Genomic DNA, 18,725 nt, shown 5'->3' on the forward strand with positions numbered 1-18,725 from the left:
ACGGAAATGCTTGAACTGGGCATGGACATGGAAGCAGACCTTGGTATCGACTCAATCAAACGTGTTGAAATTCTAGGTACAGTGCAAGACGAGCTACCAGGTTTACCTGAACTCAACCCAGAAGATTTAGCCGAGTGTCGCACCTTAGGCGAAATCGTCAGCTACATGCAGACTAAATTACCTGCGGCCAACTCGGTTGCTGTAGCGTCAACGGGATCAACATCGGCAAATGCTGCTGCACCGGCAGCAACGGGCTTAACCGCTGAAAACGTCCAACGCACCATGTTAGCTGTAGTTGCCGATAAAACTGGTTACCCAACGGAAATGCTTGAACTGGGCATGGACATGGAAGCAGACCTTGGTATCGACTCAATCAAACGTGTTGAAATTCTAGGCACAGTGCAAGACGAACTACCCGGTTTACCTGAGCTGAACCCAGAAGATTTAGCCGAGTGTCGTACCTTGGGCGAAATCGTCAGTTATATGCAAACAAAATTGCCTGCGGCCAGCACGGTTACTGCAGCGTCAACAGGATCAACATCGGTAACAGCAACAGCAGGGTCTATCACTGCTGCACCTGAATCAACCAGCTTAAGCGCAGAAAACGTCCAGCGTACGATGTTAAGCGTGGTCGCCGACAAAACCGGTTACCCTGCTGAAATGCTTGAACTGAGCATGGACATGGAAGCCGATTTAGGTATCGACTCAATCAAACGCGTTGAAATTCTAGGTACAGTGCAAGACGAACTACCAGGCTTACCTGAGCTGAACCCAGAAGATTTAGCCGAATGTCGCACCCTAGGTGAAATCGTTAGCTACATGCAAACCAAATTGCCTGCAGCAACCACTATTGCGCCGGTCGCACCAGCATCAACTGCAAACAAGGCTGACGTTAACACCGCGGCATTACCTCCACACAGCGAGGTAGCGCTAAAAAAGTTACCAGCGGCGGATAAACTCGCAGATTGCTTTTCAACAGACTCTTGTATTGTCATCACAGACGATGGCCACAGTGCAGGTTTACTAGCAGAAAAGCTAAATGCAAAGGGATTAACCGTCGCCGTTATTCGTAACCCACAAACCATTAGCGTGGCACATTCACCCTTAAGCAGCGATATTAAAAGCTATACATTGAGCAGCATTGATGATGCCCAAATTGCACAAGTCATTGCCGATATTAAAGCCGATTTGGGCGCTGAACATGCCATTGCAGGCTTTATTCATTTACAGCCTCAAGCTACCGCTAACAGCAGCGAATTAATGTCGTGCACTGTTGCAGCAAAAGCCGCTGTCGACAACGCGTTTTTATGGGCTAAGCATCTTCATGCTGAATTTGCTAAACCAACTCAAGCTTCGCGCTTATGCTACTTTACCGTGAGCCGTTTAGACGGCGGATTTGGTTATCTTGATAATACTCAGCTAGCAACAGCAGAGCTCAATCAAGCAGCCTTATCTGGCCTGAGCAAAACCCTAAGCCATGAATGGCCACAGGTGTTTTGCCGCGCATTAGACATTGCCAACAATATTGATACTACAAGCTTTGCCGATGCCATCGTTGCTGAGTTATTTGATATCAATGGTGCCAATGCTAGCGCGGATCGCATTAATGAAGTGGGGATCAGTAATCAAGGTCGAGTAACCTTAGTTGCCGGCAACGCTAGCGAACAGTTTGCACCAGCAAGCCTAAACAAAAATGACACTATTTTGGTCACCGGCGGCGCAAAAGGCGTAACGTTTGAATGCGCCCTCACCTTAGCCAAACAATGCCAATCACATTTTGTGTTAGCGGGTCGTAGCCAGCATTTTGGCAAAGACTTACCAGCTTGGGCGCAAGGCAAAAAAGCATCTGAGTTAAAAGCCGCAGCCATCGCTTATATTCAATCTCAAGGCAACAAACCGACGCCAAAACAGATTGATGCATTAGTGTGGCCAATTAGCAGCAGCCTAGAAATAGATGCTGCGTTAAACGCGTTCAGCAAGGTTGGCGCCAGTGCTCAGTATGTTTCGATGGATGTCAGCAATGCCACCGCGGTAGCTGCCAGCCTTAACAGCCTGACGAATGCCAAGGGTGGCTCATTAACCATTAATGGGGTTATTCACGGTGCGGGCGTGTTAGCCGATAAGCACATTCAAGATAAAACCTTGGATGAACTTAACCGGGTATACCACACCAAAGTGACTGGGCTTGCTAGCATTATTAATGCACTAGACCCACAGCAGATTAAGCTTATTGCACTGTTTTCATCGGCAGCCGGTTTTTACGGTAATACCGGACAGAGTGATTACGCAATGTCGAATGAAATCCTCAACAAAACTGCACTGAAACTAGCGCACACTTTACCGCAAGCTAAAGTGATGAGTTTTAATTGGGGCCCTTGGGATGGCGGTATGGTCAGCTCAGCATTAAAGAAAATGTTTGTTGAACGTGGCGTTTACGTTATTCCGCTACAAGCAGGTGCCGAGTTATTTGCCCACAGTTTATTAAGCCAACAAGGAGCACAACTGCTTATTGGCTCTGATATGCAAGGTTCATCAGAGCAGGACAACGCTGTAAAAAAGCTTAATGCGGACGCTTTGCTTATTGCCAAGGGTTCGCTGACATTTGCTACTAATACACTTGTGACTAAAGCATTTACGGCTAACGCAGTTACGACTGAGGCAGTTACGATTGAGTCATCGGCTACTGATATTATCAGTCAGACGGTGACTCGAGTATTAACCCCGGCTGAAATGCCTTTTGTTAGCGATCATTGTATTGCTGGCAATCCGGTATTACCAACGGTATGCGCCATGCAATGGATGCGTGATGCGGCAGAAACGTTATGTCATGTGCCTGTCAGTATTGCTGAATACAAATTGCTTAAAGGGGTTATTTTTGACACCAATGAGCCACATTTGTTGCAACTGGAACTAACGCAAACTGACGCAGGGATCAGCGCGCTGATCTCCTCTCGTTTGTTAAGCGATCCAAGCGCCGCCATGAAACCGCAATACCAAGCTCAATTGGTGATCAATAGCACCGTCTTGACTGATGACATTGCCAAGCCCGTGATTGATACAGCGAGCCTGACAAAGTGGTCGCATATAGTGCCGTTGAGCTCAGGGGTTGAACTGTATCAAAACGGAACCTTGTTTCATGGCCCGCGTTTGCAAGGCATTAAGCAAGTGTTGGCGTTTGATGATGATCAACTATTGTGTCAGGTTCAATTGCCGCGCATTAATGCTAGCGATTGCCAAGGTTTTATCCCGTCATCGGTATTAGGTGGTAGCCAAATTTTCGCTGAAGATTTGCTACTACAAGCCATGCTGGTATGGGCAAGACTGAAATACGATGCCGCAAGTTTACCGGCATCAACCGGTGAGTGTGTTACCGCTTGGCCATTTGCAAATGGTGATAAAGGTTATATTCAACTTGATGTGGTTAAGCACAGCGGCAGAATGCTGGTGGCTAACGTGAGTTTATATCATCAAGACGGCCGCCTGAGTTGCCAAATGCTCAATGCTAAAGTAACCATTAGTAAGAGTTTGAATGGGGCATTTATTCCACATCAAGCTTCTGCAGAACTATCACACAAGGACACAGTGTGACAGCCACAGATAACATGGCGCTAAAATCCATTAGTGAGCGTATTTTGCAGCAACAAACCAAGCCAATGCGCTTGGCTTTGTTGCTGAGCAAACCCAATATCGACTCGGTTAATGAGCACAAGGTTGCGATTGATAATCAGCATAGCGACGGTTTTGAACTGGCGTTATTACACAGCATAGAGCGGCTATCATCCACTGCAGATGAAATGATCAATCTTGCCGATCGGTTGTGGATAATGCCGGGGTTACTTGCCGCGAAACATGGCGTTCATGCGCATGCTTATCTCAATGGTATTGCACTTGGTAGCAATCAGGCAGAAGCAATAACACTGGCGCTGAACCATGCAAAACGTTTACATACTCAACCGCAGATTGTCGCGTTAGATAGCAATGCAAAAACCAATACGGCTAACAATGCACAAACCGCATTAGCAGCAATGGTTACCCTAGTAGAGTCTATCGCCAGTCGTAACATACCAGCACAAGATAAGGTCAACAGTCAGTATTGGTTTAGCCCACTCCACCAAAGTCGGGTTGCAGCGTTATGTTACCAAACTGGCGACGATGTTCAGGCAATGATCTTGACCCAAGGACGTGCATTAGTCGCCTCAAAGCAACTGGTTAATCCCCAACGTTTATGGCTGCCACTGTGTGCCACTTCATTGGCACAATTGCACACTAAGCTAATGGCTTTTTCTGCACAGGTCAATTCGGCGACAGACGATTTAAGCTTACTTACACTTATCAAAAGTACATTGGCCGATTATCAAACTGATGCCCCCCTAGCCTTAGTGTTAATGGCGCAGGATCGTAGCGGATTAATCGTAGAAGTTAGTGTGATGTTGGCAATGATGTCGACTCATCTAGAGCCTGACGTTAGCGATAAGCCGCCGATAGAATATAAAACCCCAGCTGGCAGTTGCTTCTATTCTGCACCGCTTGGTGATCATGGCTTGAGTTTTGTCTATCCCGGCGTAGGTACTGTGTATCCAAACATGCTCAGTCAAATGGGATTAGTGTTCCCCAATGTGTATGCCGAACTCGAAAGCCAAGGTGACATGCAGTCGATGTTACAAACCGAGTTTATTTACGCGGCAGATAAAAACCGTGCCACACAGATGAGCTTAAGCCAGTTAGCCATTGCCGGTGTTGGCGCCAGTTATATTTTAACCAAGCTGTTGCAGCAAGAGTTTGCCATTGGGCCCAGGTTTGCCTTAGGTTACTCCATGGGTGAAGCTGCCATGTGGGCGAGTTTAGATGTATGGCAAGCGCCACATACTATGATTGAAGCAACCCAAAACAGCAGTATCTTTACCCAAGATATTTCTGGAGAACTTCGCTGTGTTCGCCAGCAATGGCAATTAACCGATGACGAACCCATTGTCTGGAACAGCTTTGTGACTCGAGCCAGTATTGATGAACTCACGCCCCATTTAACGGATTATCCACGCGTTTATATTGCCATTATTCAAGGCGATACCTGTGTTATCGCAGGTTGTGAATCCAGTTGTAAAGCATTGTTAAAGCAAGCAGGTAAACGTGGTATTACAGCCAATCGAATTACCGCAATGCATACGCCAGCCGCGCTAAATATTGTCGACGATGTACGCCAGTTTTATCAGCAACCGCTGCTGGAAAATTTACCCAAGCAATTGCAGTTTATCTCGGCGGCTCAAACAGCACCTGTCACGCTAGACTCGCACGCTATTGCACAATCGATTGCCGATACTTTTTGTCATCAGTTGGATTTTACTCAGTTAATCCACAATGCTCGAGAGCAAGGCTGCCGATTATTTGTAGAAGTCGGAGCCGATAGGCAAACCACCACCTTAATAGACAAAATCAATGCTCAGAGTGGTAACACGTCCCCAGCGATGGCGATTGCTGTTAATGCCAAGGGCGGCGACGATGTCAGCAGTTTACTCAAGTGTTTGGGACAATTAATAGCGCATCGCGTGCCGATGTCATTAACGCCCTTTTTTCGCAGCCTTGACGATGCAATTAACACATTATCTCAGCAGACGGCAATAGCCGGCGGCTCACCACTGTCTCGTTGCAGTGAAACATCATTAGAAGGAGAACCTCATTGAGTTCTCAAGCCACCCCTAAAATCGCCATTGTCGGTTTAGCCAATCAGTATCCCGACGCGGATACTCCGGCTAAATTTTGGCAAAACTTATTAGACAAAAAAGATTCGCGCAGCCAAATCAGTGCGAGCAAACTCAATGCTTCACCGAGTGACTACTTGGGTGTACAAGGCGAATCTGACCGTTTTTATTGTGATAAAGGCGGCTACATTCAGGACTTTCAATTTAACCCTCAAGGTTATCGTATTGAACCCGACGCTTTTACTGGTTTGGATGACAGTTTCTTGTGGGCAACCGACACAGCGCGAAATGCGTTAACTGATGCAGGTATTGACCTTAATCATAACGTGCTGCAGCGCACTGGTATTGTCATGGGCACCTTATCGTTCCCTACTGCCAAGTCTAACGAGCTATTTGTGCCGCTTTATCACAGCGCAGTCGAAAAAGCCTTACAGACTAAACTCCAACAGCCAAACTTTAGTCTGCAATCGTTTAATCAAGCATCGCAAAACAATACCGCAGAAAATGCCAATAACAATAATAATGTAATGCCAAAAACGGTTAACTTGCGTAATGGTGCCATTGCCCATAACGCCTCTAAAATTGTTGCCGATGCTTTGGGATTAGGTGGTACGCAACTGAGTTTAGATGCCGCCTGTGCCAGTTCAGTTTACGCATTAAAATTGGCCTGCGACTACTTGCATACCGGCAAAGCAGACATGATGCTGGCTGGCGCGGTATCGGGAGCCGATCCGTTCTTTATCAATATGGGCTTTTCGATATTTCATGCCTATCCCGACCACGGTATTTCCGCCCCATTTGATAGTAACAGTAAAGGTTTGTTCGCTGGTGAAGGTGCTGGGGTATTAGTGCTCAAACGCCTTGAAGATGCCGAGCGTGATGGCGACCATATTTACGCTTTAGTCAGTGGCATTGGCTTGTCTAACGATGGCAAAGGCCAGTTTGTGTTAAGCCCAAACAGCAAAGGCCAAGTGCAAGCATTCGAGCGCGCTTATCGCGATGCAGCAGCAATCGATCCAAGTATCACCCCTGCCAGCATTGAAGTGATTGAATGTCATGCTACGGGGACACCATTAGGCGACAAAGTTGAATTAACCTCGATGGAGCGTTTTTTTGAAGATAAACTTCAAGGTAGCGCCACACCATTAATTGGTTCCGCTAAATCCAATTTAGGCCATTTACTCACCGCTGCAGGCATGCCAGGGATCATGAAAATGATTTTTGCGATGCGCCAAGGCGTGTTGCCACCGAGTATTAATATCAGCTCACCTATCGCCTCGCCTAATGGCTTATTTGGCCAAGCGACCTTGCCAAATGCAGTGCTACCTTGGCCCGATAAAGTTGGCAATAAAGCCCGCCATGCTGGCGTATCAGTATTTGGTTTTGGCGGTTGTAACGCTCATTTATTGATTGAGTCATATCAAGCTAAAGCTGTCACTGACAGCACTCAGAATAATAGCACTAAAACTCGTCACTCAACGTTAGTTGATGCAGAAACGCCGATGCACATTACCGGCATGGCGGCGCATTTTGGTCAATGCAGCAGTATTGATGCACTGGCGAAAAAAATCATCGCCAAACAAGCCATCTTTAGCACGCTACCCACTCAACGCTGGAAAGGCTTAGACAAACATCCTGAACTATTAGCCCAATATGGCATCACCCAAGTGCCGCAAGGCGCGTATATCGATCAGTTCGATTTTGATTTCTTGCGTTTTAAAGTGCCACCCAATGAAGATGATCGCTTAATATCGCAACAACTACTGTTGATTAAAGTCGCCGATGAAGCTATCGCCGATGCAAAACTGACACCAGGCAGTAAAGTCGCAGTGTTAGTTGCCATGGAAACCGAACTTGAACTTCATCAATTCCGCGGTCGAGTTAACTTACACAGCCAAATAGCTCAAAGCCTTAACGCTCAAGGTATTCAATTATCTACAGCGGAATATGACAGTCTTGAAACCATTGCGATGGACAGTGTGCTCGACGCCGCTAAACTTAACCAGTACACCAGCTTTATTGGTAATATTATGGCGTCGCGGATAGCCTCATTATGGGATTTCAACGGCCCGGCATTTACCATTTCTGCGGGCGAGCAATCAGTTAACCGCTGTATCGATGTGGCGCAAAACTTGTTTGCGTTAGGCTCGTTACAAGAGCCATTAGATGCAATCATTATTGCCGCTGTTGACCTGTCTGGCAGCATTGAAAATATGTTGTTCAATACCGCAAAACTTAACGCCAAAGGATTAAGTTCAACAGATTGGCTAGTGGGTGAAGGGGCTGGCGCGCTCGTGCTGCAACAAACTAGTTCTGCACACTCTCAGCTTGACAGCTATGCCAGTATCGACAGCGTTAACTTTACGCCATTGTCACAATTACCAGCTGAATTATCAGCAGATGTTGTTGAGTTAAACCAATCACCTGAATGTATATTAACAACTCAAGGCCAACAGTTTGCCCAAGGATTAACTGATGCTGCAATCGCGGTCAGCTCAGCGCCGTTATTGAGTAAAGCTCATGATATTCTCGGTCATACATTTGCCGCTTCTGGCATGGCCAGTTTGCTGCATGGTTTAGTGCAAACTCGTCATATCGATAAACCGTCTATCAATGCCAGTGTATTCACCAGCAGCGACAATCAATACTCACAAGTTAATCTGTCTGTTTCTGCGGCGCAACAACACGCATTGCACGCTAGACTGGGCAATAATTTAACTCAACAACTGGCTACGGGCAGTAAGTTAAGTTTAATTAAACAAGTCAGTTTAGGTGGTCGAGATATTTACCAACACATTATCGACAGCCCACTTGATGCGCTCGACAGTATTATCAATCAATGTGCAGATATCGCCCCAACTGTAGTCAACACCATTGAAAGTAAGCAACCAACTATTCGTGATAATAATCCTCTTAGCGTCAATAATAGCGAGAATATCGCCGAGCCTCTTATGTCAGAAAATATGCCCGATAAAACAATTCCAAAGCAACCAAGGGTTGCCAGTATGACAAATCATGCTATCCCACCTGCACATTTAACGGCATTTCAACAAAATCAGTGGTTAGCACAACAAGCGCATTTAGCTTATTTGGCCAGCAGAGATGCAGGCTTGAAAGTAGCCGACAGTTTATTACGATCTCAATTGGCTGGTTTTAGCCATCAGACAGCTGCGACTCAAGTCGCGTCTCCGGCTACTAATACTTATGCGGTTAATGCTGCAGTACAAACCGCGGTTAAGAGTGAAACCATTAGCCCTGCCAGGTTAATCCAACCTAATCATGCTTGTGTGCCCGCTTACACTGCACCTATTCCAGCGAATAAACCGTGTATTTGGAATTACGCTGATTTAGTTGAATATGCCGAAGGCGATATCGCTAAAGTATTTGGCTCAGATTACGCCATTATCGACAGTTACTCGCGCCGAGTTCGCTTACCGACAACAGATTATTTATTGGTGTCACGCGTCACTAAACTCGATGCCACCATGAATCAATACAAACCGTGTTCAATGACTACAGAATACGACATCCCCGTCGATGCGCCGTATTTAGTGGATGGTCAAATCCCTTGGGCTGTCGCGGTAGAATCGGGCCAGTGCGATTTAATGTTGATCAGTTATTTAGGTATCGACTTTGAAAACAAAGGCGAGCGGGTTTATCGCTTATTAGATTGTACTTTGACCTTCTTAGCCGATTTACCTCGTGGCGGCGACACACTGCGTTACGACATTAAAATCAATAACTTTGCCAGCAATGGCGACACGTTATTATTCTTTTTCTCTTACGAGTGTTTCGTAGGCGACAAGATGATCCTAAAAATGGATGGTGGCTGTGCGGGCTTCTTTACCGACCAAGAGCTGGCCGATGGTAAAGGGGTTATTCAAACTGAAGATGAAATAAAACATCGCCAACAAGTGCTCAACAATCCAAATAAACCAACCTTTACCCCATTACTCCACTGTAGCCAAACGGCATTTGATTATGGTCAAATCCATCATTTACTGACTGGTGATATTGGCAGCTGTTTTGGTGGCGACCATGTCGCGCACCAACTGCAAACTGGAATACAAAAATCGCTTTGTTTTGCCTCAGAAAAATTCTTAATGATTGAGCGAGTGAGTCAATTACAAACACAAGGTGGCGCGTGGGGCTTAGGCTTACTCGAAGGTCATAAACACATTGCGCCAGACCATTGGTATTTCCCTTGTCATTTCCAAGGCGACCAAGTGATGGCAGGCTCGTTAATGGCCGAAGGTTGTGGCCAGCTATTACAGTTCTTTATGATCCACATTGGCATGCATACTCTAGTAGAAAATGGCCGATTCCAACCGTTGGAAAATGCTTCGCAAAAAGTTCGTTGTCGTGGCCAAGTGTTACCACAAACGGCAGAGCTGACCTATCGCATGGAAGTGACTGAAATAGGTATTCATCCCCGTCCTTATGCCAAAGCCAATATTGATATTTTACTCAATGGTAAAGTCGTGGTCGATTTCCAAAACTTGGGTGTAATGATTAAAGAAGATGCCGAATGTACTCGTTATCCGCTTATCTCGTTAGACGCTAGCCCTGCCGTTGATTCAAACGCTAGCAGTAAAGTGATTGCTAACAAAGCCCCGTTAATGGCGCAAGTTCCAGATTTAAACGCCCCGAGTAACAAGGGCGTTATTCCGCTAAAACACGTTGAAGCGCCCATAGTAAGCGCCGATTCAAAGTACGCTAATCGCGTGCCCGATACAGTGCCATTTACCCCATACCATATGTTTGAGTTTGCTACTGGCGATATCGAAAAATGCTTTGGTCCTGACTTTAGTATTTACCGCGGACTTATCCCGCCGCGCACACCTTGTGGCGATTTACAGTTAACCACTCGCGTGGTAGAAATTAACGGTAAACGCGGCGAATTGAAAAAGCCATCATCGTGTATCGCTGAATACGAAGTACCAGCAGATGCTTGGTACTTTGCTAAAAACAGCCACCAAGCGGTAATGCCTTATTCGGTGTTAATGGAAATTTCATTACAACCCAATGGCTTTATTTCTGGCTACATGGGCACCACCTTAGGCTTTCCTGGGCAAGAGCTATTTTTCCGTAACTTAGACGGTGGCGGAAAATTATTACGTCATGTGGATTTACGCGGCAAAACTATCGTCAATGATTCAAAGCTATTATCAACCGTCATTGCCGGCAGTAACATTATTCAAAGCTTCACTTTTGAGTTAAGTGTCGATAATGAGCCGTTTTACACGGGTAGTGCGGTATTTGGTTACTTTAAAGGTGATGCGCTCAAAAACCAGCTCGGCATCGATAATGGCAAAATTACTCAGCCATGGCATATTGATAATAACGTCGCGGCAGACATCAGCGTTAATTTATTGGATAAACAGTCACGGGTGTTTACTCCGCCAACGAGCCAACCGCATTATTGTTTAGCGGGCGGTCAGCTTAACTTTATCGACCAAGCCGAAATTGTTGAAGCAGGCGGCAAATACGGTAAAGGCTATCTTGCTGCGTCACGCACTATTGATCCAAGTGATTGGTTCTTCCAATTCCACTTCCATCAAGATCCGGTGATGCCCGGCTCATTAGGTGTTGAAGCCGTGATCGAGTTGATGCAAACTTACGCCATCAGTACAGACCTAGGTAAAGGTTTCACTAATCCAAAATTTGGCCAAATATTGTCGGATATTAAATGGAAATATCGCGGTCAAATTAACCCACTTAACAAACAAATGTCACTTGATGTACATATCAGTGCAGTAAAAGATGAAGACGGTAAACGCATCATAATAGGCGACGCAAACCTCAGTAAAGATGGTCTGCGTATTTATGAAGTCAAAGATATCGCCATCTGTATTGAAGAAGCTTAGGCCAAATAGGAATAATAATGACAACACAAGTGCATAACGAAAAGCTTTCTCCTTGGCCATGGCAAGTTAGCCAGCAACACGTCAATTTTGACCCTACTGGGATGGACAAAAAGCTTAAAGATTTATCACAAGCGTGTTATGTGGTTAACGACACGCAACAAGGCTTAGGCGTTGCTCAGCAAGCCCAAGTCGTAACCGATGCAATTACTGCAGCAAATGCACTGCCAGTCAGCGCATTTGCTCCCGCCCTTGGTACCCAAAGCTTAGGTGACAGTAATTTCCGCCGCGTGCATGGGGTAAAATTCGCCTATCATGCTGGGGCAATGGCCAATGGTATTTCTTCTGAAGAACTGGTTATTGCGTTAGGTCAGGCTGGTATTTTATGTTCATTTGGCGCAGCTGGGTTAATTCCATCTCGAGTTGAGCAAGCGATTAACCGCATTCAAGCCGCGCTGCCAAACGGGCCTTATGCGTTTAATTTAATCCACAGCCCAAGTGAACCCGCACTTGAACGTGGCAGTGTCGAGCTATTTTTAAAACACAAAGTGCGTACTGTTGAGGCATCTGCCTTTTTAGGCTTAACCCCACAAATTGTCTATTACCGCGCAGCAGGCTTAAGCCGTGACGCACACGGTGATGTGCAAATAGACAATAAAGTAATTGCGAAAATCAGCCGTACTGAAGTGGCGATTAAGTTTATGCAACCTGCGCCAGTTAAAATACTGCAACAGTTGGTGGATGAAGGTCTTATTAGCGCAGAGCAAATGGAACTGGCTCAATTAGTGCCTATGGCTGATGATATTACTGCTGAAGCAGATTCAGGCGGTCATACAGACAATCGACCATTAGTCACTTTACTGCCGACTATTTTGGCATTAAAAGATCAAGTACAAGCACAGTACAAGTATAAAACCCCTATTCGGGTTGGTGCCGGTGGTGGTGTTGGCACGCCTGACGCAGCATTGGCGACTTTTCATATGGGCGCAGCCTACATTGTTACCGGTTCAATCAATCAGGCTTGTGTCGAAGCGGGAGCCAGCGAGCATACGCGTAAATTACTGGCCACCACCGAAATGGCCGATGTGACGATGGCACCTGCTGCCGATATGTTCGAAATGGGCGTTAAGCTGCAAGTCGTAAAACGTGGCACCTTATTTCCAATGCGCGCCAACAAGTTATACGAAATTTATACCCGCTATGACTCGATTGAAGCCATTCCAAGCGACGAGCGTGAAAAACTTGAAAAACAAGTATTCCGCTCAAGCCTGGATGATATTTGGGCTGGCACGGTAGCGCATTTCAATGAGCGCGACCCAAAGCAAATCGAGCGTGCTAAAGATAATCCTAAACGTAAAATGGCGTTAATTTTCCGTTGGTACTTAGGTCTGTCTAGCCGTTGGTCAAACACTGGTGAGCTTGGTCGCGAGATGGATTATCAAATCTGGGCTGGTCCGGCACTCGGCGCATTTAACGCATGGGCTAAAGGCAGTTATTTAGATGACTACACCCAGCGTCATGCAGTAGACTTAGCCAAACACTTAATGCATGGCGCAGCTTATTTGGCCCGAGTTAATTTATTAACAGCACAAGGTGTTAGCCTTCCGGTAGCATTACAACGCTGGCGCCCAGTTGATCAAGTAAAGTGATCGACCAAGTGAATAGATTGATCTCGCTTTATTGCGAGATCAGCGAGAAAGATAGGAACCGACATGAGCGATACCCAGAAACTCGATTTTTCAGCGATTAATGAACCGACATTGGCATCGTTTAATCAACAAAAAAATCTGATAAAACGCATGCTTAAAGGCAACAGCGCAACTTGCAGCGACTGTAATAAACCACTAACACTGCAATTACCGCCTAATACTAAAAAGGCACCAAAAAACGCTAAGGCCCCAGGGATTTATTGCGCGAAAGGTTGCACTGATATCGAGCTAGACATGGAAGCCGTAGCGTTAATGCAATAGCATTAATACCCATTTAATGTCTTCATAAAAAATGACCCTCTTTAGTCAGAGGGTCATTTTTTTCGAGTATTCTTTATTGCACGGCCTAACGTTATTTAGCCAGCCATTGCTTAACGATCTTTGGGTTACCACAAAGCTGTTCAATCGGTTTTTCCCCCGACAGCGCAGCCTCAAATACAGTAAATGGTACATTTGCCCATAAGCTCAACTCAAAGGTAGTATTTTCCGTCACCACGCCTACGCCTTTAGGTGTGCCTGTCATCACAATGTCACCATCATTTAAGCTCATAAACTCACTGACGGCGTTATAAATAGCGTGTGGCTGGTACATCATTAATTGCTGATGACCTAATTGCGTCACGGCATTATCAATGGTTAATTGAAAGCACCAATCTTTGATGTCTGCGGTTATAGTAATAAATTCGCTGAATAACGCCGAACCATCAAAAGCTTTAGAACGCTCCCACGGTAAGCCTTTAGTTTTTAAATTGGTTTGCAGCTCACGCTTAGTCATATCAAGCCCAACACCAACCGCACTAAACTGGCCATTATTTACCATAAAGCATAATTCGGCTTCATAATGTAAAGGCTCACCTAAGTGACTACACAAAGTAGTGGTAATGGCTGAGTTTGGTTTAAGGAACACCACCATATCATCAGGAATTTCATTACCGAGCTCGTCAATATGCTCAGCATAATTACGCCCAATACAAATGATTTTTGATGGCGAGACGAGGCGTACTTGGCCATCTGATTGCGTTAGTGAAACGGATTGTAAACTCACATTAACCTCGAATAATTGAAATAGTGATAAGAGTAATCCTTCTAACAATAAAGCGAATTATTTCAAAATAGAACAACGACTCTTTTTAAATCATACCCAAAGCATTATCGCTTGCCTATTAGATTGTGAATGGTTCAATGATATTGCCCATTAATCATAATCAATTGGCACACATGCTCAATACCTATTTGGATTGAAAAAGTAAAATATAACTATAAAAACAAAGGTATATTTCTATTTTTACACAATGTCATTTACATTATTTTAACAACCAACTACTCTAGAGTTTGTCACTATTGGACAAAAATCATGCTTGATTAAGTATTAATACAGTAAGAATGACGTCAAAAAAATAACAATATGAGAGACTAAATGACAATATTCGAATTGACAATCAAACAAAAAATAGCATTAGGATTTGCCTCAATTGGCTTATTACTGCTTGCTGGAAGTAGTTTTTTTTATCATTCCTTGAGTAAAATTCAAACAGCCAATATTAATATCGAAACGTTAGCAGTACCGGTACAAAACCAGTCAAATGCCTTACAAATTACCTTATTAAAAATGGCTAAAACCGGCAGTTTAGCTTATTCACAAATCGATAATGACAATATTGACCTCAGTTATAAGCAGTTCAAGCAATTGCAACTAGAGTTCAGAGAGGTATTAAAGACATTATCGGCAAAAGTTGCTGATCAACCCACAATGCTTCAGTCATTAACTCAAGCTCAAAAATCATACCAGCAGTACGAACAGCAATCGCACATCATGTTCGGCGCTAAACTTGAAATTGGACAAAACCGCGACAACTTCACTGCATTAAAAAAACAATTTGATGATGTTCGAATTAATGCCAGTAATAATATGATTGATTTAGAACTGATAGAAGCCCCTTCAGGCGAGCAGCAGTTATTAAACGAAGTCATTGGCGGCGGAGTACGCATCGACGACATGCTGTTTACTCTGGGCAATACCATGACAGAACTTGGCCGATTAACCTCTGTTGATGCCGTTAATATTCATAAACAAGATGTGGCCATGTTATTAGGTAATATTACGGTTAATGGCAACTACTTAACCCAACAAGCAGAGCCATTGGGTGCAACTACGCTTTTTGTCGACTTTGGCACTAACTTGCAAGCCATTAAACAGTTCACCGACACCCCTGGGACCTTATACCTCGCACAAGCAAATGTCGTCAATCAGCAGCGCTTAGCCGAAAATAGTAACCAGCAAGCTAACACCTTTTTTGATGCCACCAACACTCAGTTAGATCAATTGGTCAAACTTGCCAATGAAAGATTCCATCAATTACAAATGGTTGCGATTGATGAAGTAAGTACCGCACAAACTTTTGCTATTACAATGGCAGTGGTGTTTGTGTTAATGGCGATGTTTATCTATTACTTTACCTCAAAAGCCATGTTAGGCCCTCTACAAGCCATTAACAGTGCATTATCGCGCATTGCCAGCGGTGATTTATCACGGCGATTAACCAAACGAAATAATGATGAATTTGGCGAGCTGATGGATAACATCAATAAACTGTCTGACGATCTAACTAATTTATTGCAAGCCATTAGCCGTGATGCACACTTGCTAGATGAATCAGCTCTTCGCTCGCAAGCGCAAAGCGAGACAATATCTCATTCGGCCGCCGGACAAATTAACAATATTAATCAAGCTAAACAGCTTGCAGAGCAAATACATCACAGTTCAAATCAAGTCAATGAGCAAGCTTCAGAATCTGAACAACATGTTAAATTAGCCTCTTCGCAAGGAGTACAAATAAAAACCATTGCTAATGATAACCGTTTCCGTATTGAAGCCTTATCAACCAGCTTGCGCGACTCAGTCGAGACTATGGCAAAGCTCAGTCAACACAGTGATAATATTGGTGGGATTTTAACCACCATCAGTGCGATTGCCGATCAAACTAATTTGTTGGCCTTAAATGCTGCTATTGAAGCCGCTAGGGCGGGTGAGCATGGGCGTGGATTTGCCGTTGTTGCTGATGAGGTGCGTTCATTAGCCTCTAGAACGCAATTAGCAACCGCCGAAATTCAAACCATGATTAGTGCCTTACAACAAGAAACAACCTATGCCGTGACAGCCATCTCACAAGGGCAAAGACAAGCCAGTGAATGTGTAGAACAAAGCCAGTCGTTGCATGATGCAATCGAACAAATAGAGGCGGCGCTTAGCACCATTAATGGCATGAGCCAAAGCATTACTCATGCAGCCAATGAACAAGTAAGCCATAGCCAACAAATAGAGCAAACGATGACTCAAACAGCCGATTCAGCAGAACAAAATGCCCATGAGTCAGCTTCAATGACACAGCAAAGCCAGCAATTAAATCAATTAGCTCACTCACTTACCACCTCTGTTGAACGCTTTAAACTCTAATCAGTAGCGTAATAAAATCTTTAGTAAGAGACACAATAAAATAGGCCAGTAATCACAATGATTTCTGGCCTATTTTGACGCTGTAAAAGATGCTGTGGTATATCGTCTATTTCTTACCTAAGGTCCCTACAGCAAAGCGCCTGATAATAGATCGAACCATTAACACTGACTGGCCCAATTCACTACTGTTATGTAGCGATTTTTCTGATGAAGCTTTAGTAATTTCTGCAGAATCAGCAATATCAATAATTTGCTGATTAATATGCTCAGCTACTGCACTCTGCTGCTCTACCGCCGCGGACATATCTAAAGTAAGTAGGGTGATTTGTTCAACGGATTGGTTAATCGACGCTAATGCATTACGTGTTTTATCAACAATTTCAACACCTTTACTGGCCGCTTGTTCACCACTAACCGACACTTGAACGGCATTACTGGCTCGCTTCGTTAATACGCTCACAATGCTGTGAATTCTGTCGGTGGATTCGCGGGTTTTCAGTGCTAGGGAGCGCACTTCATCTGCAACAACGCTAAAGCCACGACCTTGTTCCCCCGCCCTAGCAGCTTCAATAGCAGCATTTAAGGCCAACAAATTAGTTTGATCGGCAATACTCGAAATCAGGCTGGCGGCTTGACCTATCTCACTTGTAGATTCAGATAACTCGCGTACTGTTTTGGCGATATCCGCGACAGAGAGATTTAACTCATCAATAGATTGCTTAGCTTCATTAGCAAGTTGAGCCCCTGCATTAACATTGTCTAACGCTTCTTTTGCACTATAAGCATTACGTTCAACGTTCGCGGACACTTCTTGGATAGCAGTGGACATTTGGGTAATTGCCGAGGCAATTTGTTGTGTTGCTCCACTTTGTAAGCTCACCGCTTTAGCCGTTGACTCAGCTTCTATTTGGGTGTGTTCGACAATGCCATCTAATGATTTTGCAGCATCTTCAATCCGCGTCATCGCAGTACGACAACGGGCAACTTCGCAACCCAACGCTAATTTTGCCTGCGCTTTGGCGCCAAAGTCAGCAAAATAGGTTTCTGCAACAATGAGATCTGTGAACGAATTAGGATTAAGTTGGACCACTTCATACCAATCTTGTTGCTGTTTATAGCCCAACCATGCCGTTGATACTACAAGCGTGAATAACCCTATTGCACCAGGGAGAACGCCCCAAAATTCAGTTAATACAAGGGACAAAATAAACATGGGTAACCAAGCCGGTAATAATTTAATGACTTGATGTTTTATTTTTGCATGAAGTGGTCTTGGTGACTTTTTAGCTTTTATTCTGGCATAAGCCGCTTCAGCACGGGCAATTTCGCTTGGTAATGCAGTCACCCTAACGGACTCGTAACCGGCGACTTTATTATTATCAAATACTGGCGTAACAAATGCACTAACCCAATAATAATCACCATTTTTACGGCGATTCTTAACCAGCCCCATCCATACTTTACCAGCTGAAATACAGGCCCACATCTCTTTGAACACTTCACCTGGCATATCAGGATGACGCACAAGATTATGTGGCTTACCAATCAATTCATTTTTGTCGAAGCCGCTGACGTCAACAAAAGCATCATTGCAGTAGATAATATGACCGCGCAGATCGGTTCCTGAAATTAAACGAACATCATCATCGAAGTGGTATTGATTAAGGGTAATGGGTTGATTATTGCGCATAGGCACTGACATCCTTGTCTCGGTATAGTGAATAAGAACACTCATTAATGCTATCTGTTACACCAAAGGTGCATAGACAGAACTTCCATTTAATAAGGTGGTGGAGAAATGTCATCACTATTATGAGTGTGCCATATCCCTATTTATCATAAGTCATTATAGTTTGATATGTATTTGAAAATTGTCAATTAAATAATTAATTTAACCCTAACACTTACCACACGCACAGTGATATAGATAAATTCTGCTAAGACGTTTCTCTCGATTTACCCAAGCGACTACCCAGGGCAGAGCTTAACAGGTTAACTGCAA

General features: G+C 44.5%; 8 protein-coding genes. 6 read left to right on the top strand and 2 right to left on the bottom strand.

The window, feature by feature from the left end:
• The 5 genes from AAEY99_RS16835 to AAEY99_RS16855 all read left to right on the top strand — a co-directional run.
• Nucleotides 1-3,588, top strand: a 3,588-nt coding sequence (locus tag AAEY99_RS16835) for an SDR family NAD(P)-dependent oxidoreductase (protein ID WP_351011302.1), incomplete at its 5' end; no start/stop codon positions are given.
• Complete coding sequence (locus AAEY99_RS16840; RefSeq protein WP_351011303.1) at nucleotides 3,585-5,678, top strand: PfaB family protein; 2,094 nt, start codon at nucleotides 3,585-3,587, stop codon at nucleotides 5,676-5,678. The genes AAEY99_RS16835 and AAEY99_RS16840, both read left to right, overlap by 4 nt.
• Nucleotides 5,675-11,563 (top strand): hotdog fold thioesterase, encoded by a 5,889-nt coding sequence (locus AAEY99_RS16845; RefSeq protein ID WP_351011304.1) that lies wholly within the window; start codon nucleotides 5,675-5,677, stop codon nucleotides 11,561-11,563. Before AAEY99_RS16840 ends, AAEY99_RS16845 begins: the two co-directional genes overlap by 4 nt.
• A gap of 17 nt (nucleotides 11,564-11,580) precedes the next feature.
• Complete coding sequence (gene pfaD / locus AAEY99_RS16850) at nucleotides 11,581-13,209, top strand: eicosapentaenoate synthase subunit PfaD (RefSeq protein WP_351011306.1); 1,629 nt, start codon at nucleotides 11,581-11,583, stop codon at nucleotides 13,207-13,209.
• A gap of 63 nt (nucleotides 13,210-13,272) precedes the next feature.
• Nucleotides 13,273-13,530 (top strand): hypothetical protein, encoded by a 258-nt coding sequence (locus AAEY99_RS16855; protein WP_162022676.1) that lies wholly within the window; start codon nucleotides 13,273-13,275, stop codon nucleotides 13,528-13,530.
• A gap of 91 nt (nucleotides 13,531-13,621) precedes the next feature.
• Here AAEY99_RS16855 and AAEY99_RS16860 read toward each other — a convergent pair whose 3' ends face one another.
• Nucleotides 13,622-14,314, bottom strand: a complete 693-nt coding sequence (locus tag AAEY99_RS16860; RefSeq protein WP_351011307.1) for a fumarylacetoacetate hydrolase family protein — start codon at nucleotides 14,312-14,314, stop codon at nucleotides 13,622-13,624.
• Between the two features lie 372 nt (nucleotides 14,315-14,686).
• Here AAEY99_RS16860 and AAEY99_RS16865 point away from each other — a divergent pair, with 372 nt between their 5' ends.
• Nucleotides 14,687-16,723 (top strand): methyl-accepting chemotaxis protein, encoded by a 2,037-nt coding sequence (locus tag AAEY99_RS16865; RefSeq protein ID WP_351011309.1) that lies wholly within the window; start codon nucleotides 14,687-14,689, stop codon nucleotides 16,721-16,723.
• A 106-nt stretch (nucleotides 16,724-16,829) separates the two neighbouring features.
• On the opposite strand, the gene AAEY99_RS16870 is transcribed toward AAEY99_RS16865, so the two are convergent.
• On the bottom strand, nucleotides 16,830-18,413 hold the full coding sequence (locus AAEY99_RS16870) for a methyl-accepting chemotaxis protein (protein WP_351011311.1): 1,584 nt from the start codon (nucleotides 18,411-18,413) through the stop codon (nucleotides 16,830-16,832).
• Between the last annotated feature and the right edge of the window lie 312 nt (nucleotides 18,414-18,725).

Source organism: Shewanella sp. S1-58-MNA-CIBAN-0166, assembly GCF_040310085.1.
In the GTDB taxonomy this organism is placed as follows: Bacteria; Pseudomonadota; Gammaproteobacteria; order Enterobacterales; family Shewanellaceae; genus Shewanella.